The following is a 21,685-nucleotide window of genomic DNA, read 5'->3' as shown; positions in this document are numbered from 1 at the left end:
TAAATAGCCATTATATTTTATGAGTCACGGAGCAACGAGTGCCCCGTGACAGTCATTAACTTACTTCAAATACTCTCCGCTGCGCAGCGCTTCAATACGTTTATCCAACGGCGGGTGAGTCATAAACAGCTCACTCAACGACTTGGATTTACCGTTGATGCAGAACGCCATCATGCTGGTCGCTTCCTGCGGCTCATAGCTGGTTTTCAGACGCTGCAGCGCGGCGATCATTTTCTCACGCCCCACCAGTTTTGCTGAACCGGCATCCGCATGGAATTCACGATGACGTGAGAACCACATGGTAATAATGCTCGCCAGAATACCAAACACCAGTTCCAGCACCGTCGCCACTGCAAAGTAGATCAATGGATTGCCATTACTGCCCTCACCCTCATCGCGGTTTCCGCCCATAAAGCCAGCGGCAATTTGCGCCAGAATACGTGAGATAAAGATAACGAAGGTGTTCACCACACCCTGAATGAGCGTCATGGTAACCATATCGCCATTGGCAATGTGGCTGATTTCATGCGCGATAACGGCTTCGGCTTCGTCCGGGCTCATGTTTTGCAACAGGCCTGTACTCACAGCCACCAGCGAAGCATCCCGGCGCGCACCGGTAGCAAACGCGTTAATATCTGGCGCATGGTAGATTGCAACCTGCGGCATAGCGATCCCAGCCTGGCGAGCCTGATTCGCTACCGTATTCATCAGCCAGCGTTCTCTTTCATTGCGAGGCTGTTCGATCACTTCCCCACCAACGGATTTTAACGCCATCCATTTGGACATCAGCAGCGAAATGAAGGAACCACCAAAACCAAACAGCAGTGCCATGATCAACAAGCCTTGAACGCTGCTTGACTGAATCCCTGTCAGGCTCAATACCAGCCCGAAAACGACCATCACAGCCAGGTTCGTCAGCAGGAAGAGCGCGATTCGCATCATAATTTTCTTTTAACCTCAATTTAACAAAACGCACTATGCGATTACCCATATCGTATGGGTCTTATGGCTATTTTCAAGCATCCATAGGTGCTAAGTCACCAGAAAGACACAACTTTACATTTTATCGTATCACACTGACGTCTTCATGCGTTTGTTAAAAAAACAGGCACAATTTCTTGTGCCTGTTGGAGGTTATTTACTGGTTGCGGGCTGTTCCGCTGGCTTTTCTTTTTCAAGATGCGCCAGGTCAAGCGCAATTTTTACCGTTTCATCCAGGTAGGGATCTGGTTCCTGGTAATCCTTCGGTAAATCGTCCAGTTTCTTCAGCGGCGGCTTACCTTCTCGCTTAAACCGATCGTTGATACGCGCCAGACGCATTGCGTCATCTTCGTTATTCTCTTTCTCACGCTGAGCGTAATTGAGAGAAGCGATGTTGCGTTTATCCTTCATCGCATTGAAACGCGCAATATCCTTCATGATGTACTGGAACTCAGGATCGTTGGCAATACGTGCATTGTGCTCTTTTAACAATTCAGGTCCGAATGGCGTCAGATTCTCTGATTTGGTGTAAGTCGCAGCATCAATGCTATCCCACGGCAGCGCGTTATCTTCAAACTTCTCACCGGTTTCCGTTTCTTCATTACCTGTCGGCATGATGATGTCCGGCGTAACGCCCTTACGCTGTGTACTGCCACCGTTTACACGGTAGAATTTCTGGATCGTATACTGAACAGAACCCAGCGCCGGCCATTCCGGACGCAGCATCTGATCATAAATACGGTTCAGAGAGCGATACTGCTGTACAGTGCCTTTCCCGAAAGTCGGTTCACCAACGATCAGCGCACGACCATAATCCTGCATTGCCGCAGCAAAAATCTCTGATGCCGAAGCACTGAAGCGATCGACTAACACTACCAGCGGGCCTTTGTAGTACACAACGCCGTCGGTATCGCTGTCTTCACGCACTTTACCGTTATTGTCACGAACCTGAACCACCGGGCCGGAAGGAATGAACAGACCGGAGAGCGAAACGGCTTCGGTCAGCGCACCGCCACCGTTAGTGCGCAGATCGATAATGATGCTGCTGACGTTCTGTTTTTCCAGCTTCTGCAACTGAACTTTGACATCATCCGTCAGGCCAACATAGAAGCCAGGGATATCCAGCACACCGACTTTTTCTTTGCCAACGGTTTTCACGGACATTTTCACGGCGCGGTCTTCGAGACGAATACGTTCACGCGTTAACGTGACGGTACGCGTCTTAGTACCTTTACCGGCAGGAAGGATTTCAAGGCGAACTTTGCTGCCTTTGGGTCCTTTGATCAGCGCAACAACGTCATCCAGACGCCAGCCAATCACGTCGACCATTCCCTTACCGGTCTGACCCACGCCGACAATACGGTCGCCAACGCTTATTGCTTTGCTCTTGGCTGCCGGGCCGCCCGCCACCATGGAGTTAATGACGGTGTAGTCATCATCCATTTGCAAAACCGCGCCAATACCTTCCAGAGACAGGCTCATTTCAGTATTGAACTGTTCGGTATTGCGTGGAGAGAGATAGTTAGTATGCGGGTCGATCTCACGGGCGAAAGCCGTCATCGCCAGAGAGAACACATCTTCGCTGTTGGTCTGCGCCAGACGGCGAATCGCAAACTTGTAGCGACGCGTCAGCGTTTCACGAATTTCCGCATCGGTTTTGCCGGTCAGCTTCAGGCTGAGTTCGTCAAATTTAACCTTGCCGTCCCACAGCGCGTTAAGCTCTGCTTCGCTCTTCGGCCATGGCGCTTTGCTCCGGTCGAGGTTAAAGGTGTCGGTACCGGTGAAATCCATTGGACGAGCCAGTACGCTTAAAGCGTACTGATAACGTTCAAATCGGCGTTTTTGCGCCAGATTATAGAGATCGTAAAAGACATCCAGCTTGCCGGTACGCAGTTCATCGCCAAGGACCGTTTTCTTTTTTGCATACTGTTCGATATCGCTCGCCAACAGCACGTTGTGGCTGTAGTCGAGCAGATTCAAATAGCGGTCAAAAATTTTTGCCGAAAACGCCTGATCCAGATCGAACTGGCGATAGTGCGAACGCGTAAAACGCGATGTCACACGTTCACTTACCGTCGCATGCTGGGTTTCTTCCTTTAAAACGGGGATTTGATCGGCACGCGTGATATCTTCCACAGCAAGTGCCTGGCCTGCTAATGCAAGCAGACCAGCTAACGCAGTAAGCCTAAAAAAAGTGTTCATGCCAGGCCTGGCCTCCGTTTCAGAACACCAGGTGTTCTGCGCGTACAATCAAAGACATACCCGAATTCAGCTGTACACGGACGCCATCTTTGGTGATTTCTAATACGGTGGCATCCATCGCATTATTACCTGCTTTCACCTTCAGAGACTGCCCTACCGTCAGTACTGAAATATCAGATACCGGGGTATGCTGTTCTTCACGAGGAGCACGCGGTGCTTTTGCTGCTGGTTTCTCAGCGCGAGGTTTACGCTCAGCGCCTTCTTTACGACGCGGTGCAGGACGCGGCTTACGCTCGCGACGCGGTGCGTCTTCTTTTTCACCGGCAGCAGCGGCTGCTTCGCGTTTTTTCGCCTGTTGCTCTGCACGTTGCGCCTGAACGCGGGCTTTAGCTTCTTCCAGCTGTTTGCGAGCATGTTCAACGTGCTGCTCATCCAGCTCACCACAAGGGTTGCCGTCGAGATCAACACGCGTTGCGCCCAATTTAACGCCATACAGATAGCGCCAGCTTGAAGTATAGAGACGTAAGGCAGAGCGGAGCTGCGTCTTGCTGAGGTTCATTTCGCCCTCAACACGCTCTACCAGATCCTGAAAAATGCCAATTTTCAGTGGGCGCGCTTCGCCTTCCGCACTAAAACACTGCGGGAAGCGTTCGGCCAGAAACGCGATGACTTCTTTACTGCTATTCAACTTAGGTTGATTTTCCATGAAATTTCCTGATTACAACGGACGTAGCCAACAAGCGCAGGCATGAACAGGCGACATTATAATGACGTCATCAGTAATTGCTACGTTATCCGTTGATTATCCTGCGACGCGCGCAAAGAATTTTTTGTAATCCGTCGTTGCAAGCACGGTTTCAAGCTGTGCCACCAGCGTTCGCAGCCCCTGTTCATCCTCGTCAGTAAAGCGGCCAAACGCCGTGCTATCGATATCCAGCACGCCGATTATCTGATTTTCGACGGTGATTGGCAGGACGATTTCAGCGTTGCTGGCGGCATCACATGCGATGTGTCCGTCAAAAGCATGAACGTCCTCAATGCGCTGAACCTGGTTCTGCGCTACTGCGGTCCCACACACCCCGCGTCCTACCGGGATCCGCACGCAGGCGATTTTTCCCTGGAAAGGCCCCAACACCAGCGTATCGTTTTCGAGCAGATAAAAACCGGCCCAGTTCACTTCTGCAAGACGTTCGTACAACAACGCGCTGGTATTTGCCAGCGTTGCCAGAAAACTGGTTTCACCTGCCATTAATGCCTGAAAGTCACGGTTCAGATCCGTGTATAGCTCTGTTTTGTTCATTATGTAATCACTTAGTTGTCTTACTTAAAGCTGCAGCCTACTAAAATAAACATTAAATGCGTTAATGCTCAAGATCATTCCCGTCATGAGTTAAGATAACATTACTTCAACAATTTGATTCGCGATACATGGCCTTAACGACACCACGCATCACGCCGACTAAAAAAATAGCCATCAGGTCCATTGGTGATGCCCTCCCTCGTGCGCATTACCATCGTTGCCCTGAATGTGACCTGATCTTTAGCTTGCCTAAAATGCGTTCGCACCAAAGTGCATTTTGCCCACGCTGTCAGGCAAAAATTCGTGACGGACGCGACTGGTCATTAACACGACTGGCGGCTATGGCTTTCACCATGCTGCTGCTGATGCCCTTTGCCTGGGGAGAACCGCTCCTGCACATCTATTTATTAGGTGTGCGCATTGACGCCAATGTGCTGCAAGGCATCTGGCAAATGACCCGACAAGGCGACCCACTCACCGCATCCTTTGTACTCTTTTGCGTTGCCGGCGCGCCCATCATTCTCGTGACCTCAATCGCTTATCTGTGGTTTGGCAATATTCTTGGGATGAACCTGCGCCCAGTGCTGCTAATGCTGGAAAGGCTCAAAGAGTGGGTGATGCTTGATATCTATCTGGTGGGCATTGGCGTCGCATCAATCAAAGTTCAGGACTATGCTTTTTTGCAACCCGGTGTAGGTCTGTTTGCTTTTATTGCGCTGGTGATCCTCAGTGTTTTGACGCTGTCGCACCTTAACGTTGAGCAGCTTTGGGACCGTTTCTACCCGCAAAGACCAGCCCGTCGGCCCGATGAAAAACTCCGCGTCTGCCTCGGCTGCCACTTTACAGGTTATCCGGACGCCCGAGGTCGCTGCCCTCGCTGTCATATCCCGTTGCGCTGGCGCAGGAATCAAAGTATCCAAAAGTGTTGGGCTGCTCTGCTGGCCTCGATCGTCCTGCTTTTGCCTGCTAATCTGCTGCCCATCTCGGTAATTTATGTCAATGGCGGCCGCCAGGAAGACACGATCCTGTCAGGCATAATGTCCCTGGCGAACAGCAACGTTGGCGTAGCGGCGATTGTTTTTATCGCCAGTATTCTGGTTCCATTCACCAAAGTGATTGTGATGTTTACGTTGCTCATCAGCATCCATTTTAGATGTGAACAAGGATTGCGTACCCGCATCAAACTGCTGCGTATGGTGACCTGGATTGGTCGCTGGTCGATGCTGGATCTCTTTGTTATCGCTTTAACCATGTCGCTGATTAATCGCGATCAGATACTTGCTTTTACTATGGGGCCAGCTGCGTTTTATTTCGGCGCAGCGGTAATATTGACTATTCTTGCTGTGGAATGGCTGGACAGCCGCTTACTTTGGGATGCACATGAGTCAGGAAACGCCCGCTTCGCAGACTGAAGCGCAGATTAAAACTAAACGCCGTATCTCTCCATTCTGGCTGCTGCCTTTCATCGCGCTGATGATTGCAGGATGGCTTATCTGGGGAAGCTATGAAGATCGCGGCAATACCGTAACCATTGACTTTATGTCTGCTGACGGCATTGTGCCGGGCCGTACTCCCGTTCGTTATCAGGGCGTTGAAGTGGGCACCGTGCATGATATCAACCTCAGCGAAGATCTACGCAAAATTGAAGTACGCGTCAGCATCAAATCGACCATGAAAGATGCTCTGCGCAAAGATACCCAGTTCTGGTTGGTCACGCCGAAAGCGTCGCTGGCGGGGGTTTCTGGCCTGGATGCGTTGGTTGGCGGCAACTATATCGGCATGATGCCCGGAACCGGCGAGCCGGAAGATCATTTCGTCGCCCTCGATACGCAGCCCAAATATCGTCTGGATAATGGCGATTTGATGCTGCACCTGCGCGCCCCTGACCTCGGGTCGCTCAATAGCGGTTCGCTGGTTTATTTCCGCAAGATTCCGGTGGGCCGGGTGTATGACTACACCATCAACCCAAATCATCAGGGCGTAACCATCGACGTGCTGATCGAACGTCGCTTTACCAACCTGGTGAAAAAAGGCAGCCGTTTCTGGAACGTGTCCGGTGTGAATGCGGATGTCAGCCTCAGCGGAGCGAAGATCAAGCTGGAGAGTCTGGCGGCGCTGGTCAATGGCGCCATTGCTTTTGATTCGCCCGAAGACTCTAAACCCGCGGTGGCCGATGACACGTTTGGTTTGTATCAGGATCTCGCGCACAGCCAGCGGGGAGTGATCGTCAAGCTTGATTTACCCAGCGGCGATGGACTCAAGGCCGGCTCAACGTCGCTGATGTATCAAGGATTAGAAGTCGGGCAACTGACCAAACTGGATTTAAATCCGGGCGGTAAAGTGACCGGCGAAATGACGGTCGATCCCAGCGTCGTAACGCTGCTGCGCGACAATACGCGGATTGAATTACACAGCCCTAAATTATCGTTAAACGATGCCAATATCAGTTCGCTACTGACTGGCAAAACTTTCGAGCTGGTTCCTGGCGAGGGCGAGCCGCGTAACCAGTTTGCGGTTATTCCTGCTGAGAAGTCGTTGTTACACGATCCGGGCGTCATGACGCTTACGCTGACCGCGCCGGAGAGTTACGGTATTGATGCCGGTCAGCCGCTGATTCTTCACGGCGTACAGGTCGGTCAGGTGATTGATCGCACGCTCTCTGGCAAAGGTGTCTCATTTACCGTTGCCATCGAACCACAGCATCGCGCCCTGGTGCAAGGTGACAGTAAGTTTGTGGTCAACAGCCGCGTTGACGTCAAGGTCGGGCTTGATGGCGTGGAATTCCTTGGCGCCAGCGCCAGCGAATGGCTCAGCGGCGGCATTCGTATTTTGCCCGGTACCAAGGGTGAAATGAAAAAAAGCTACCCGCTGTATGCCAACCTGGAAAAAGCGATTGAAAACAGCCTGAGCGATCTGCCAACTACCACGCTCAGCCTGAGCGCCGAAACGCTGCCTGATGTGCAGGCCGGTTCGGTGGTGTTATACCGCAAATTCGAGGTCGGTGAAGTGATTAGCGTTCGCCCACGCGCCGATGCGTTTGATATCGATCTGCATATCAAACCGGAATATCGCAACCTGCTGACCAGCAACAGCGTATTCTGGGCCGAAGGCGGGGCAAAGGTTCAGCTTAACGGTAGCGGATTGACCGTACAGGCATCTCCCCTGTCGCGAGCGCTCAAAGGGGCGATTAGCTTCGATAACCTCAGCGGCGCCAGCGCCAGCCAACGCAAAGGCGACAAGCGTATTCTGTATGCTTCCGAAACTGCCGCGCGTGCGGTGGGCGGCCAGATAACCCTGCACGCGTTCGATGCCGGTAAACTCGCGGCCGGCATGCCAATTCGCTACCTGGGGATCGATATCGGCCAGATCCAGACGCTTGAGCTAATCACCGCCCGTAACGAAGTTCAGGCAAAAGCGGTTTTGTATCCGGAATACGTGCAGACTTTTGCCCGTAGCGGTACCCGCTTCTCCGTGATCACACCGCAAATCTCAGCGGCAGGCGTCGAGCATCTGGATACGATCTTACAGCCGTATATTAACGTTGAACCAGGACGCGGTAACCCGCGCCGTGATTTTGAACTGCAGGAAGCCACCATTACCGACTCTCGTTACCTCGATGGTCTGAGTATTGTGGTAGAAGCGCCGGAAGCGGGTTCGCTGAATATCGGTACGCCAGTCCTGTTCAGAGGCATTGAAGTGGGGACCGTCACCGGGCTGACGCTGGGCTCGCTTTCTGACCGCGTGATGGTGGCGATGCGCATTAGCCAGCGCTATCAGCATCTGGTGCGGAACAACTCCGTGTTCTGGCTGGCATCAGGATACAATCTCGACTTTGGTTTGACCGGCGGCGTCGTGAAGACCGGTACCTTCAATCAGTTCATTCGCGGCGGAATCGCCTTCGCTACGCCACCGGGTACGCCGCTGGCCCCGAAAGCGCAGGCAGGTAAACACTTCCTGCTGCTCGAAAGCGAACCAAAAGAGTGGCGTGAATGGGGAACCGCCCTGCCACGTTAATCTCTCCCCTTGCTCCGGCGTACATACTCGCGCCGGAGCACTTATGCTACACTGCGCACCTGTTTTTTTGCCGGTGGTACCAAGTGGCTTATTTTCCCGACGCCTTTCTAAACCAAATGCGTGAAGCAATGCCTTCCACGCTCTCATTTGATGATTTTCTCGCTGCCTGCCAGCGTCCGCTGCGTCGCAGCATCCGCGTCAATACGCTGAAAATCTCCGTTGCCGACTTCCTCACTCTGACAGCACCTTACAACTGGTCGCTCACTCCGATACCCTGGTGCGCTGAAGGTTTCTGGATCGAACGCGATGATGAAAAGTCAGTACCGCTCGGCAGTACCGCGGAACATTTAAGCGGCCTGTTTTATATTCAGGAAGCCAGCTCAATGCTGCCGGTCGCCGCGCTGTTTGCCGATGGTAACACCCCGGATCGCGTGATGGATGTCGCGGCAGCCCCCGGCTCCAAAACCACGCAAATTGCCGCAAAAATGAAAAATCAGGGTGCTATTCTGGCGAATGAGTTTTCCGCCAGTCGCGTCAAAGTCCTGCATGCCAATATCAGCCGATGCGGGATAGCCAATGTCGCGCTAACCCATTTTGACGGGCGGGTATTTGGCGCAGCGTTGCCAGAAGCCTTCGATGCCATTTTGCTGGACGCCCCGTGTTCCGGTGAAGGCGTGGTGCGTAAAGATCCCGATGCGCTAAAAAACTGGTCGCCAGAAAGTAATCTGGAAATTGCCGCAACCCAGCGTGAACTTCTCGACAGCGCCTTTCATGCCTTGCGTCCCGGCGGCACGTTGGTTTACTCGACCTGCACGCTGAACCGTGACGAAAATGAAGACATTATGCAGTGGTTGATTGAGACCTACCCGGACGCCGTCGAGTTTTTACCACTGGGCGATTTATTCCCGCAGGCTGAACGCGCCCTGACCCCGGAAGGATTCCTGCATGTGTTCCCGCAGATCTACGATTGTGAAGGTTTTTTCGTCGCGCGTCTGCGCAAAACTGCCGCGATCCCTGCACTACCGACGCCAAAATACAAAATCGGTAACTTCCCGTTCAGCCCGCTTAAAGGACGTGAATCCGCGCTTGTCACTCAGGCCGCTAACGCCTGTGGATTGCAGTGGGAAGACACTCTGCGCCTGTGGCAGCGTGATAAAGAGATTTGGCTGTTCCCAACCGAGATTGAAACCCTGATCGGCAAAGTCCGCTTTTCCCGACTCGGCATCAAACTCGCTGAAACGCACAATAAAGGGTACCGCTGGCAGCATGAAGCCGTCATTGCTCTCGCCAGCACAAATCACAGCCATGCGTTTGAACTGACCCTTGCCGAAGCCGAAGAGTGGTACCGCGGACGGGATGTCTACCCGCAGACCGCACCGACCACCGACGATGTGCTGGTTACGTTCCAGCATCAGCCGATTGGCCTGGCGAAACGTATTGGATCGCGATTAAAGAATAGCTACCCGCGCGATCTGGTCCGGGATGGCAAACTCTTTACAGGATAACGCACGTTTTTACTGGCGCTTTTGCTAACGTTGACTACGCTGAAAAATGGACGGCCTAACTGGTCGTACCACAACCAGCAAATAAACGGAGAGCACGATGATGAAAACCAGTGTGCGCATTGGCGCTATTGAAATCGACGACGCCGAGTTACATGGCGAATCGCCAGGGGACCGAACGTTAACCATTCCGTGTAAATCCGATCCGGATTTATGCATGCAACTTGATGCCTGGGATGCCGACACCAGCGTCCCGGCGCTTCTTAACGGAGAACATTCAGTTCTATTTCGCGAGCACTACGATCGTAAGTCAGATGCCTGGATCATGCGCCTTGCCTGATTCAAAAAGAACCCGTCGCCAGACGGGTTATTTCTTGGTTAATTTCCCTCATCTATCAACATCTTCTACACTACAGCTATGGCTTTACCATTTGAGGATGGAATGTTCACGCTGGTTCTTTTTGTGTGCTACCTGGGTGGCGGTTGTGAAGATATCGTTGTTGATGTCTACAAAACTGAGCAGCAGTGCCTGATATCGATGGACGATCAGCGTATTCGTAACGGCGGATGTTTACCCGCGGATGACTACATAGACAGCTTCTGGCGTCCGGCCCAGGAATACAGCGATTTTTGATTATTGCAGTTGCACCAGCGTCAACTCGCCGCCAAACACCACACCGGTATCAATATAGTGCAGATTCTCGTGATCCAGCCGCTGACGCAGAGGCGTATGGCCAAACCAAAAGTGATCCGCGCCGCGAATGCCGTTGCCTTTATTCATCAGCCTTGTGCGATCCCACAGTACCCGCTGTAAATCGACCTCTTTTTGCCACTGATAATTATCATCAGGGTAATCTGCGTGAGCAATAACGTGTATGCCGTTCTGGCAACGCAGCTCCAGAATCCAGGGTAATTGCCGACACGTTTCAAGAGCGGCTTTCGCCGCTGGCTGCTCCGCCTGCGCAAACCACGAACCGCCATTCATAAACCACAGGAATTGCTCCCCGGTTGCCAGCGCGTCCAGCCCCATCTGTTCATGATTCCCTCTGACCGCGATAATCCAGCGTTTACGCAGTAGTTTCAGGCAACGCAAACTGTCAGGTCCGCGGTCGATAACATCCCCCACTGAAACCAGCAGGTCCTGCCACGGATCAAAATGACACAGGCGCAATTTCGCCATCAATAATGAGAAGCAACCGTGGATATCCCCGACCACCCAAACATGTCGCCAGCACGTCGCTTCCACTCTTTGATAAGCATTGTCAGGCAGTCCCATTTGACCTCCTGTACACAAATATTGCCCTGTTCTAAATTAAACCATAGCAGTAAAAAACAGAGCGACCGAATCATACATCACGGTCCTACGCTATCCACGCGTCGACGAGGTACTAACGCAACAGCTTCCAGTTCTGCTTCCAGTTCAGCTACTATAGATTGCAGGTCATAAGTGGGTGCATTACGCGCACGAGCTCTTTCTTCTCTTTTCTGTTTACAACACAATTCCTGATAGAAATCATTAACCGCAGGGATATCCCCGGTAATTTTTATCACATCATGTTCATGATAAAACAGCAACGGCGGCCCACCTTTGGTATCAAATGCAACGGCCTTAAGCGGCGTGAGCTCCATCGCCTCAATAAAACCTTTGTCACAAGTCAATATTCCAGGGAAAAAATATCGCTCATCATTTCCTGTATTGAAGGTAAGTGCTTGCTCTAAATATCGACAATGAGTCAGATCCCAGGCCATACCATGTAATGCCGACCACATGTTTTTCGACTTTTTATGTATTTTGTTAAAAAACCTAAATTCTGTCCCTCGTATAAAAAACTCACTCGCTAGAATTAACTCTCTTGTTGCCAAAAAGCATACTTTGGTGTGAGCAAAACTTAATAGTTCGATCAATTTATTTTTGAGCGATCTGGCAGGCGATTTGATTTGGATGATACTCATCATAAGAACATAAGCGTAAATACTATCGTGCCTGTCTCTTAAGGCACGCCTGAACTCAGAGTCTTTGTTTTTGGTGAGCAGTGAGCTAAAATGTCTGTCGGTATTAAGAAAAAGCTCACCTTGCGATATTTTTGAGGTCAATACTCCGCTGGTTCCTGAATTAACGAGATCAACATCTTTTATAAATTCGTAACCCATCAACTTATCGAATATTTTATGGTGATTCTCTTTCTCATCCAGATTTTTAAGGTTCTCCAGTTCATATAACACAGAGTCTACCTGCGTATTCTGATGAGAAATAAATTTAAATATTTCTTCGATGTCATCATCCAGACCAGAAACTTTACCATTGATATATGGTCTGAGATAACTTAATGCCTGGCTATCAAGAGATATTGAGTAATCTATTTTAAATGTGGAGTGTCCTTTATCGCTGAACATTTCCTCTATGGTTTGAGGATCCATAACGAAAACATTTTCATCATTGAATAAAGAGCGTATAGACGCCCCATGCTTGAATTTCTTGTTAGTTTGAAACCCTGGATATGGCCCTTTAGGCGATGAAAAGACAAATTTATACTCTGGGATTAATAGATAGAAACTGGTGTATAGTTTTAATGCTGCAGAGAGATCTTCAGCATTACCAATCTCCATCACGAGTCTTTCTTTTAACTTTTCCATTTCTTATATCTCGTTATTGAGAAACTAAGTCCATGTATCAGGGGCCAAAACGGCATCAATTGATGGATAATTATACCGCTATTGATACAAGTGAGTCTAAACCTCTGGGCACTAGTGACAACTGAAATGCTGGCACATAAGCCGGCTATACGCCTGGAGATCAGGAAAAAATGGGCATCACGATCTGATCTTTTTCTGCGCAAATGAAGTGTAAATGTTAAAAGCAGTGTGGTATAACGAAGAAATCCCGAATTGTGATATGCGGACAAATTTCGGAAACTTTCGGACATGATGTCCTAAGTGATTGAAATAAAATCCACATAAAAAGAGACCGAATACGATTCCTGTATTCGGTCCAGGGAAATGGCTCTTGGGAGAGAGCCGTGCGCTAAAAGTTGGCATTAATGCAGGCTAAGTTACCCTGCCATTTAAGAATAGATGACAGCGCCAGGTTTTCCAGTCCGCGACTAAAGTGGCCTGAAAAAAGGACGATTGTCACACATCCAAACGTAAAAACCGCAAGTTCTCCTGAGAGAGCCTTGCGGTTTTTTATTGGAAATCAGAACGCTACATCTGACAATTAGCAGAGCTTTTCTGCACGCACCACAAACGGTGCGAGGCTCATTTTTTCGCCCGGTTTCGCCGGGTCGTCAATCTGGATAATCTCGATTGGCTTCGCCGTAGTTTTCCCGCTCTCTACCTGCTGTCTGGCAACATCATTCAATGGGTATTGCACCAGCGTACTGGGATTGATGACATACAGCGCGTTACCCGGACGGCAGGTCAGCATCACCTCTTCCCGATTAAAGGCCCACTTATCTTTGCCAACCTCAAAACGGCTGACGGTGATGACCTGTGGCGCAGCCAGCGCGGCCCCTGAACTTGCCAGTAGTAATAACGAGATAATGATTTTTTTCATGCGTTTCGCCAATCCATCAATCAGAAAGGTTCGAGGGTTGCAAACAGGCTGACAATCGCCAGCACAACGGCCCCAATTCCCCATTCCAGCTTAGTCATCCAAACAAAATAGAGTGTCATACTGCGGTTATCCTGCCGCATGCGTGGTACCAGAACATACCGATTCACCAGCGCAATCGCCACCATTAGCATCACCAGAGCACCTTTTAACAAAAGCAGTTGCCCGTAAGCCATGTGCCAGGGAACAGAAAAACCAACAATAAACAGCGCATTCATGATACCGGTAAGTAAAACTCCGATAACGAAAAGATGCCCGTAGCGGGAGAAACGCATCATAGTATTGATGGCCTGTTCCCGCCAGCGGCCTTGCGCCATTTGCATACAGTAAAGTACGGGCAGCAAACCACCGAACCAGGCGGCAGCGCATACCAAATGCAAGGCGTGGTTAACCTGCTGGATTGCCCCTGCGATACCGCTATGCAGCGTCGCGTGTCCGACGCCAGCCAGCAAAATAAACTGCGCAATCGTCAGCATTAACAGCCGTCGCGGCATGCTGCGCGGTACTATAATTACCACCACCAGCGTGACCAGCGCGAGGATAATCTGCCATAACCACACGCCGCCAAACTGCGTTTGCAACACGGCGCCCCATATGTCACTAGAAATAACATCCCGCCAGCCTGAGCCCATTAAACCACCCTGGATCGCCAGCATCAGCGTCGCGCTAATAAAGCTCCACGCTGCGGCATGTCGTTGTAGACGCAAAAAACGACGCATCATTAAACGACGAACCGAAACGGGAGCCAGCCATGCGCCGTAGAGCGCACAGCCAAACACCAGCATCAACGTGGTAAAATGGATAAACCGTAGTGCAACCCAGGTAAATTCCAGCATCGGTTATTTCACGCTAAAGGTATATTGCCCCTTTGTCTTATGGCCATCCACGGAGACGACGTGCCAGTCGACAGTATATTTTCCGGCCTTAAGCGTTTGAGCAAGTGGAATAATCAGTTGTGTTTTGTCCTGTTCACTGCGTGATGCCTTGCCCGTTTTGATCTGTTCTTTGTTTGGGCCTGTTAGCGTTGCGCCGCTGAATCCCGGCTCAACACCTTCTGAGAAATTTAGCGTCAACGCCTGAGGAGATACCGCAACATCGGCATTAGCCGCCGGGCTTTGTTTTGTCAGGTGAGCATGAGCCAGGGCGGCGGGAGTTGCCAGAAGGCTGGCGAGTACGATGAGAGCGTTGCGAAGCTTAGATGCAGATGAAGCCATTTCAACTATTCCTTTTTGTTATGTCTAATCTATAGAGAATAACCTTCTACAATGATCGAGTCGAGAATCATCATTTCGGTCTTGCCATTAATGCACACTCTTAGTAACTTTGCGCGCCGAAAGACAGAGAAAAGGAGAAGCCCATGAACATCAATCTGGCCAAACTTGAGCAAGCTGAAATGGATAAGGTCAATGTTGACCTGGCCGCGGCGGGTGTCGCATTTAAGGAGCGATACAACATGCCGGTTGTTGCCGAAGTCGTTGAGCGTGAACAGCCCGAACATTTACGCGACTGGTTTCGGGAAAGACTGATCGCGCACCGTCTGGCATCCGTTTCCCTTTCACGTTTACCCTACGAGCCTAAAGTTAAATAAAACTTATATTACGTTACGATTCCTTACATGATGCCTGCTACAGTATAAGTATATTCTTAATCTATACTTTAAAGATGGTTGTAGACACTATGAAAAGGAAATCATTATGTCACACTGGAAAATCGCAGCAGCACAGTACGAACCTCTTCAGACCTCAGTTACCGAACATGTCGCGCATCACCTGCAATTCATTCAGGCAGCCGCTCAATGCCAATGTGAATTGCTGGTTTTCCCCTCCCTTTCCCTGTTGGGTTGTGTTGATGAGAATGACGCGCTCCCTGCCCCACCCGATGAAGCGTTGTTAGAACCTCTCGCGCATGCTGCCGTGACTTATCGCATGACGATTATTGCGGGGCTATCGGTAGAACATAACAATCGGTTCGTAAAAGGTATCGCGCTTTTCTCTCCCTGGATGACCTCCCCCTTAACGTTTCACCAGAGCCACGGGGCCTGTATCGCCAGACAGCAAAATGCCATCAGCGTTGTGGATAGCCAGCCGGAAGGTATCGATATCGACCCGGCGTACTCGCTATTCACCAGCAGTCAGTCTGTCAGTGAGCCCGAATTGCTCTCCTCCACATCTCGTCTACAGAGTTTCTCGCATAAATTTGCCATCGCGGTATTAATGGCCAATGCGCGTGGCAGCAGCGCGTTATGGGATGAGCAAGGTCGATTGATTGTTCGCGCAGACAGCGGTTCCTTACTCTTAACCGGTCAACGCACGCCACGGGGTTGGCAAGGTGATATCATTCCTTTACGCTAATCGTTTTGGGTCAGGAGCATGGCATGTTGCGCATAATAGATACAGAAACCTGTGGTCTGCAGGGAGGCATTGTTGAGATTGCTTCTGTCGATGTGGTTGACGGAAAAATAGTCAACCCCATGAGCCACCTGGTGCGTCCTGACCGCCCCATCAGCCCTCAGGCGATGGCAATTCATCGCATTACGGAAGCGATGGTGGCCGATAAGCCGTGGATTGAAGATGTCATCCCACAATATTACGGCAGCGAATGGTACGTGGCGCACAATGCAAGTTTTGATCGCCGCGTATTACCCGACATGCCCGGGGAGTGGATTTGCACCATGAAACTCTCCCGTCGTTTGTGGCCAGGAATCAAATACAGCAACATGGCGCTGTATAAATCGCGCAAGCTGAGCGTGCAGACGCCAGCTGGCCTGCATCATCACCGTGCCCTGTACGACTGCTACATCACCGCGGCACTGCTGATCGACATCATACAAACGTCAGGCTGGTCAGCAGAACAGATGGTCGATATTACCGGCCGTCCTGCGTTACTTACTACTTTCACTTTCGGCAAGTACCGCGGAAAACCTGTATCAGAAGTGGCTGAACGCGATCCGGGCTATCTGCGCTGGTTATTTAATAACCTCGACAGTATGAGCCCGGAGCTGCGCTTAACGCTAAAGCACTATCTGGATAACGCCTGAGCAGATGCCTGCCCAGGCAGTGTCCCCTGCGCCAGTCCGATCAAAAACGCGTATTCCATGGCCACGCCTTCGTATGATTTAAAACGCCCGGATTTTCCGCCATGCCCGGAATCCATATCCGTGCAGAGTAACAGCAGACGATCGTCCGTTTTCAGCTCGCGCAGTTTTGCCACCCATTTTGCCGGTTCCCAGTATTGCACCTGGGAGTCGTGTAATCCCGTCGTAACCAGCAGATGAGGATAATCCTGCGCTGTAACATTGTCATACGGGCTGTAGCTTTTCATGTAGGTGTAATACTCTGCATCCTGCGGATTCCCCCACTCTTCAAACTCACCGGTCGTCAGGGGAATGGACTCATCCAGCATCGTGGTCACCACATCGACAAAAGGCACCTGCGCAATGACGCCATGGAAGAGTTCTGGGCGCTCATTAATGGCAACACCCATTAACATTCCTCCGGCGCTCCCCCCCATGCCATAACACAGCGAAGGCGCGCCATAACCCATTTTTAGCAGCGCGTCGCAGACGTCGAGGTAGTCATTGAAGGTATTTTTCTTGAGCAGAAACTTACCGTCTTCGTACCACTGCTGTCCTAACTCGCCGCCGCCACGCACATGAGCAATGGCATAAACAAAGCCGCGATCCAGTAAGCTCAAGCGGCTGCTGCTGAAATCGGCGTCCATGCTGGCGCCATACGAGCCATAGCCGTAGACCAGTAACGGATTTTTCCCTTTCAGGAAATACTTTTGATGGTAAACCAGCGAAACCGGAACCTCGGTGCCATCACGCGCGGTGATCCAGACGTGTTCGCTACGGTAGTTCGCCGCATCAAACCCTGGGACCTCCGTCTGTTTGAGTACGCGACGCTCTCCGGTGTCCATATCCAGTTCAAACAGCGTGTCCGGTGTGGTCATGGAGGAATAGCCATAACGCAGACGCGATGTCTCAGGTTCTGGATTATAGGCAAGCCATGTCACATACGCCGGATCATCAAAAGCGATACCGACCACTTCGCGCGTTTTACGATTAATCTGTCGCAGGCTGGTTAAGCCCCGCTGACGCTCTTCCACCACCAGCCAGTCTGTGAACAGCGTAAAGCCCTCCAACATGACGCTGTCGCGCGGCGGGATCAGCGTCTCCCAGGCTTGTTCATCACGCACACGGGTACGGTACAGGCCGAAATTTTTACCCTGACGATTGGAACGCAGATAAAACGTATGCTGATAGTGATCGAGGCTGTACTCGTGATCTTTGCGTCGCGCTAAAAAGACTAACGGCTCGGCATCCGCCAGTTCTGCGTCAAGTAGCAAAACCTCACTGGTGGTCGCGCTGGCGATATGAATAACCACATAATGTAACGAGGTCGTTTTATGTAGACTGACATAAAACATGTCATCGGCTTCTTCATACACCAGCTCATCCAGTGATGACGGCGAGCCGACGGTATGCCGCCACACTTGATACGGGAGCAGCGTCGTTGCGTGTTTGCGCACATAATAGAATGTTTGCGAGTCATTCGCCCAGACCAGATCCGCTTCAACGTTTTCCAGCACTTCCGGATACCAGTTACCGCTTTGCAGATTGCGAAAACGCACGCCATATTGCCGACGAGAGAGATAATCTTCGGCCAACGCCATGATGGTGTTATCCGGAGATATCGCCAGTCCCCCCAGCGTATAAAACTCACTGTGGGCCGCGCGCTGGTTACCATCCAGCAAGGTGTCCCATTCATCCCACTCTTCACTGAAGGCAGACTGACGCTGATAAATGGCATATTCGCACCCCGGTTCATAAATATGCCGGTAGCGATAACCATTCTTCACATAGGGGGCGGAAGCATCCTGAGGCGGGATACGGTCGATAATCTCTTTCAGGACGCGATCCTGCAATGCCTGCTGCGAGGCCATAATCTGGCGGCCATACGCATTTTCTTGTTGCAGATAATCCAGCACTTCTGGCTGCGAGCGGGTGTCATCTCGCAGCCAGTAAAAATTATCAACGCGGGTATCGCCATGATTCGTCATGGCGTGGGGGATACGAGAAGCTTTTGGTAGCATGTCATTGTTCTTTTGCTTAAACATCCTATAAGGGTGGCAAAAGACAGCAATGATGCAAGCGAAACATGCGCCTTAACGGTAAGTAATTAACCCGGTAAAGCCTGTTTTTGTTCTTTGAGATCCTGTTCAATGCCTTCACGAACATCCTGCGGGATCTTCAACGCATCGCCCAGCGCGTTCAGATAGCTACGCTCCATAAAGTGGTCGATATCAATCGCCGCACAGCTCAGGAAGTAAATTTCCAGCGCCTCTTCTTCGTTGCGGATCCCTTGTGCCAGGCGCTGAGGATCTAACGGTTGTTCAATGGCGCGTTCGATCAGAACACGGCCCTGCTCTTCCACGCCTGCTTCACGGAGCTGCTGCTCAATGGCGGTACGTTCTTTGGCATCAATATGACCATCGCTTTTCGCCGCAAAAACCAGCGCCAGGATCAGTCGTTCGGTTCGCTCATCCAGCGGCGAGCTTTGTGCACCGAACTGCGGCTCACCCTGATGCGCCGCGCGAACCTTATCCTTGTATTTGTTCCATAACACGGTACCGGCAACCGCACCGCCGCCCACCAGAAGCGCGCTGGTGCCGTATTTACTCAGTAATTTACGTGAAGATTTGTTGGCAACCAGTAATCCTGCCAGACCGCCTAACGCGCCGGGAACCAGAAGTTTACTCAGCCCTTGCTCACCAGAAGATGACGCGGAAGATCCTTTTTGCCCAAGAAGAGATTGAAGTTGATTCAGCCAGTTAGCCATGTTGCCCCTCAAGTACAGACGAATAATCATCAAAGCGTACCCGAGGGGATGTCAGGAAGTGTTCAGGTCATCAAAAGAAGTGCAAATACATTCTACCTTCGTTACTGCGACTGATACTCCGCCGTTCCGGCTTTGCAGTCGACTTTTACCTGGTAGTGAATATCCGCGCTTTTACCGCGAACCGTGAGGGGAACTGACCATTTCCCATCTTTACCCGTAATATCGGGCGTGTTGACCCAGGCGACAGGATCGGCTTGCCCGACGCGTTTCTGATCGTCAGCCCAGCGCGCGATGCGATTTTGCTGATAATCACGTTTCACGCTCGCCGCGATACCGTCAGCATTCAGTCCTTCGCACTTGGGGAACTGAACTTTCTTGCTTTCCATATTTGCCGCAAATACAGATACGCTGGCAGATAACAACAGCAGGCTCAACAACGCTCTTTTTTTATACATTCTTTTCTCCTTAATCTCCCCTTCGTCCTTCAGGTTGCCTGTTGCAACGTGAAAAGACGTCAGGGATTGCACAATGATTCAGGGAAAAGCATGGTACAAAACGTCAGGAGCGCAAGTCGTTTCAGGCAGCCTGAGTATCATCCTCAGCGTGCGCATCGTTTTCGACCGCCTGCGGAGAGGGCAGCTTGCCGTTTTTCAGAATGGCGCTCAGCACATCTTTCTGCTCAGCCAGCCACAGGGAAAGCGCTTCGCGCTGCTCGTCTTCCAGCGCTACCGGCGATTGCTCCAGCCATGTGTCGAGCAAATCTGCTGTATCAAGCATTTTGTCATACGCATCGGCTTCCTTTTTGCTGGTAAACGACATTTTTTCCTCACCTTCCCGAATGACTACGTATTTAACTTCAACCGCCATTTTTGCAGCCTCTTAAATTACCTGTATTTATGTACAGTATATTCTTTTTGCGCCTTGAAATCAACCTGGTAATAAAGACAGACGCAAACGTTTTCGTATATACTGCGCCCAGATAAAACAGGGGATTAATTTATGACGTTATTAGGCACAGCGCTGCGTCCCGCAGCAACGCGAGTGATGTTATTAGGTTCAGGTGAACTGGGTAAAGAGGTGGCGATTGAATGCCAACGCCTGGGTGTGGAAGTCATTGCCGTGGATCGTTACCCCGACGCGCCAGCCATGCACGTTGCCCATCGCTCATACGTAATCAACATGCTGGATGGCGATGCTTTACGCCAGCTCGTCGAGCGTGAAAAACCACATTATATCGTGCCGGAAATAGAGGCGATTGCCACGGATATGCTGGTAAAACTGGAACAGGACGGTCAAAACATCGTGCCGTGCGCCCGGGCGACGCAGTTGACCATGAACCGCGAAGGAATCCGTCGTCTCGCCGCCGAAGAATTATCTCTACCGACCTCTTCTTACCGCTTTGCTGACAGCGAAGCCCGCTTTCGCGAGGCCGTCGCCGAAATCGGCTATCCCTGCATCGTGAAGCCGGTAATGAGTTCCTCCGGTAAGGGACAGAGCTTTATTCGTTCCGCCGATCGACTCACTGAAGCCTGGAATTATGCTCAACAAGGCGGCCGAGCAGGTGCCGGACGCGTTATCGTCGAAGGCGTAGTGAATTTTGATTTTGAAATCACCCTGCTTACCGTCAGCGCCGTTGATGGCGTGCATTTCTGCGCACCGGTAGGACATCGTCAGGAAGATGGCGATTATCGCGAATCCTGGCAGCCGCAGCAGATGAGTGACCTGGCGCTGACTCGAGCGCAGGAGATTGCCCGTAAGGTGGTGCTGGCGCTGGGCGGCCACGGTCTGTTTGGGGTAGAGCTATTTGTCTGCGGTGATGAGGTGATTTTCAGCGAAGTTTCCCCTCGCCCTCACGACACGGGTATGGTGACCTTGATTTCGCAGGATCTGTCTGAGTTTGCCCTGCATGTTCGCGCATTTCTCGGTCTGCCGGTTGGCGCAATCCGTCAATATGGGCCTTCTGCTTCCGCCGTTATTCTGCCGCAGCTTACCAGCCAGAATGTCACGTTTGATAACGTACAGGCCGCTGTGGGCACAGGTATGCAAGTCAGATTCTTCGGCAAGCCAGACATCGACGGGAGCCGTCGTATGGGCGTTGTGCTGGCCACAGCGCAGAGTATTGAAGACGCAGTAACACGCGCGAAAGACGCGGCGGCACAGGTGAAAGTCGCAGGATAAAAAACGGGCCAGATGGCCCGTTTCAGACTCGCAGGCCCGGTAATGATTACCGGGCATT

The 21,685-nt window shown here is 51.3% G+C and carries 22 protein-coding genes; 9 read left to right on the top strand and 13 right to left on the bottom strand.

Features of this window, described 5'->3' with window-relative positions; genetic code table 11:
• Nucleotides 1-60: 60 nt before the first annotated feature.
• The 4 genes from htpX to BZK42_RS02145 all read right to left on the bottom strand — a co-directional run bounded on the left by htpX (nt 61) and on the right by BZK42_RS02145 (nt 4,483).
• Nucleotides 61-942 carry a protease HtpX gene (gene htpX, locus BZK42_RS02160; protein WP_003034964.1) on the bottom strand — a complete coding sequence of 294 codons (882 nt, stop codon included), beginning with the start codon at nt 940-942 and terminating at the stop codon, nt 61-63.
• A 192-nt stretch (nt 943-1,134) separates the two neighbouring features.
• On the bottom strand, nt 1,135-3,183 hold the full coding sequence (gene prc / locus BZK42_RS02155; protein ID WP_029139508.1) for a carboxy terminal-processing peptidase: 2,049 nt from the start codon (nt 3,181-3,183) through the stop codon (nt 1,135-1,137).
• Between the two features lie 19 nt (nt 3,184-3,202).
• Nucleotides 3,203-3,889, bottom strand: a complete 687-nt coding sequence (gene proQ, locus BZK42_RS02150) for an RNA chaperone ProQ (RefSeq protein ID WP_003833781.1) — start codon at nt 3,887-3,889, stop codon at nt 3,203-3,205.
• Nucleotides 3,890-3,985: 96 nt separating this feature from the next.
• A complete protein-coding gene (locus BZK42_RS02145; protein ID WP_016152783.1) occupies nt 3,986-4,483 on the bottom strand; it encodes a GAF domain-containing protein in 498 nt (165 codons plus the stop codon).
• 128 nt (nt 4,484-4,611) lie between these two features.
• Here BZK42_RS02145 and yebS point away from each other — a divergent pair, with 128 nt between their 5' ends.
• The 5 genes from yebS (at nt 4,612) to BZK42_RS02120 (ending at nt 10,633) form a co-directional block, all read left to right on the top strand.
• Nucleotides 4,612-5,895 (top strand): membrane integrity lipid transport subunit YebS, encoded by a 1,284-nt coding sequence (yebS, locus tag BZK42_RS02140; RefSeq protein WP_016152782.1) that lies wholly within the window; start codon nt 4,612-4,614, stop codon nt 5,893-5,895.
• A complete protein-coding gene (locus BZK42_RS02135; protein ID WP_080858676.1) occupies nt 5,864-8,497 on the top strand; it encodes a PqiB family protein in 2,634 nt (877 codons plus the stop codon). The genes yebS and BZK42_RS02135 overlap by 32 nt, the downstream gene beginning before the upstream one ends.
• Before the next feature lie 83 nt (nt 8,498-8,580).
• Nucleotides 8,581-10,002, top strand: coding sequence for a 16S rRNA (cytosine(1407)-C(5))-methyltransferase RsmF (gene rsmF, locus BZK42_RS02130; RefSeq protein WP_072050809.1), 1,422 nt, complete (start codon nt 8,581-8,583; stop codon nt 10,000-10,002).
• Nucleotides 10,003-10,102: 100 nt separating this feature from the next.
• The gene (locus BZK42_RS02125) at nt 10,103-10,339 is read left to right on the top strand and encodes a DUF1480 family protein (RefSeq protein WP_169922378.1); all 237 of its coding nucleotides are present in this window, start codon (nt 10,103-10,105) and stop codon (nt 10,337-10,339) included.
• Between the two features lie 102 nt (nt 10,340-10,441).
• Nucleotides 10,442-10,633 (top strand): YdfD/YebW family protein, encoded by a 192-nt coding sequence (locus BZK42_RS02120; RefSeq protein ID WP_016152779.1) that lies wholly within the window; start codon nt 10,442-10,444, stop codon nt 10,631-10,633.
• Here BZK42_RS02120 and pphA read toward each other — a convergent pair whose 3' ends face one another.
• The 5 genes from pphA to yobA form a co-directional block, all read right to left on the bottom strand.
• Entirely contained in the window at nt 10,634-11,275 is a 642-nt protein-coding gene (gene pphA / locus BZK42_RS02115; RefSeq protein ID WP_080858674.1) for a protein-serine/threonine phosphatase, read from the bottom strand. It abuts the gene before it with no gap.
• Between the two features lie 77 nt (nt 11,276-11,352).
• Nucleotides 11,353-12,633, bottom strand: coding sequence for a hypothetical protein (locus tag BZK42_RS02110; protein ID WP_080858673.1), 1,281 nt, complete (start codon nt 12,631-12,633; stop codon nt 11,353-11,355).
• Nucleotides 12,634-13,213: 580 nt separating this feature from the next.
• The gene (locus BZK42_RS02105; RefSeq protein ID WP_080858672.1) at nt 13,214-13,552 is read right to left on the bottom strand and encodes a YebY family protein; all 339 of its coding nucleotides are present in this window, start codon (nt 13,550-13,552) and stop codon (nt 13,214-13,216) included.
• A 20-nt stretch (nt 13,553-13,572) separates the two neighbouring features.
• On the bottom strand, nt 13,573-14,445 hold the full coding sequence (gene copD / locus BZK42_RS02100) for a copper homeostasis membrane protein CopD (RefSeq protein ID WP_049271209.1): 873 nt from the start codon (nt 14,443-14,445) through the stop codon (nt 13,573-13,575).
• 3 nt (nt 14,446-14,448) lie between these two features.
• Nucleotides 14,449-14,823 (bottom strand): CopC domain-containing protein YobA, encoded by a 375-nt coding sequence (gene yobA, locus BZK42_RS02095; RefSeq protein ID WP_080858671.1) that lies wholly within the window; start codon nt 14,821-14,823, stop codon nt 14,449-14,451.
• A 143-nt stretch (nt 14,824-14,966) separates the two neighbouring features.
• Here yobA and BZK42_RS02090 point away from each other — a divergent pair, with 143 nt between their 5' ends.
• The 3 genes from BZK42_RS02090 (at nt 14,967) to exoX (ending at nt 16,646) form a co-directional block, all read left to right on the top strand.
• A complete protein-coding gene (locus tag BZK42_RS02090) occupies nt 14,967-15,197 on the top strand; it encodes a DNA polymerase III subunit theta (RefSeq protein ID WP_003034925.1) in 231 nt (76 codons plus the stop codon).
• Nucleotides 15,198-15,303: 106 nt separating this feature from the next.
• On the top strand, nt 15,304-15,960 hold the full coding sequence (locus tag BZK42_RS02085) for a carbon-nitrogen hydrolase family protein (protein ID WP_016156222.1): 657 nt from the start codon (nt 15,304-15,306) through the stop codon (nt 15,958-15,960).
• Between the two features lie 23 nt (nt 15,961-15,983).
• Nucleotides 15,984-16,646: an exodeoxyribonuclease X gene (exoX, locus tag BZK42_RS02080; protein ID WP_016152773.1), complete on the top strand. Its 663-nt coding sequence runs from the start codon at nt 15,984-15,986 to the stop codon at nt 16,644-16,646.
• Here exoX and ptrB read toward each other — a convergent pair.
• From ptrB to yebG, 4 genes are all read right to left on the bottom strand, one after another.
• Nucleotides 16,628-18,703 carry an oligopeptidase B gene (ptrB, locus tag BZK42_RS02075; protein WP_211280435.1) on the bottom strand — a complete coding sequence of 692 codons (2,076 nt, stop codon included), beginning with the start codon at nt 18,701-18,703 and terminating at the stop codon, nt 16,628-16,630. The genes exoX and ptrB overlap by 19 nt on opposite strands.
• A gap of 86 nt (nt 18,704-18,789) precedes the next feature.
• Entirely contained in the window at nt 18,790-19,449 is a 660-nt protein-coding gene (locus tag BZK42_RS02070; RefSeq protein ID WP_016156220.1) for a tellurite resistance TerB family protein, read from the bottom strand.
• Between the two features lie 101 nt (nt 19,450-19,550).
• Entirely contained in the window at nt 19,551-19,904 is a 354-nt protein-coding gene (gene yebF / locus BZK42_RS02065) for a protein YebF (RefSeq protein WP_016152770.1), read from the bottom strand.
• Between the two features lie 121 nt (nt 19,905-20,025).
• Nucleotides 20,026-20,316, bottom strand: coding sequence for a DNA damage-inducible protein YebG (gene yebG, locus BZK42_RS02060; RefSeq protein ID WP_003833810.1), 291 nt, complete (start codon nt 20,314-20,316; stop codon nt 20,026-20,028).
• Between the two features lie 132 nt (nt 20,317-20,448).
• Here yebG and purT point away from each other — a divergent pair, with 132 nt between their 5' ends.
• A complete protein-coding gene (gene purT / locus BZK42_RS02055; RefSeq protein WP_080858669.1) occupies nt 20,449-21,627 on the top strand; it encodes a formate-dependent phosphoribosylglycinamide formyltransferase in 1,179 nt (392 codons plus the stop codon).
• Nucleotides 21,628-21,685: the final 58 nt, after the last annotated feature.

It is taken from the genome of Citrobacter braakii, assembly GCF_002075345.1.
GTDB lineage: Bacteria > Pseudomonadota > Gammaproteobacteria > Enterobacterales > Enterobacteriaceae > Citrobacter > Citrobacter braakii.
This window is presented reverse-complemented; position numbering and strand designations above follow the sequence as displayed.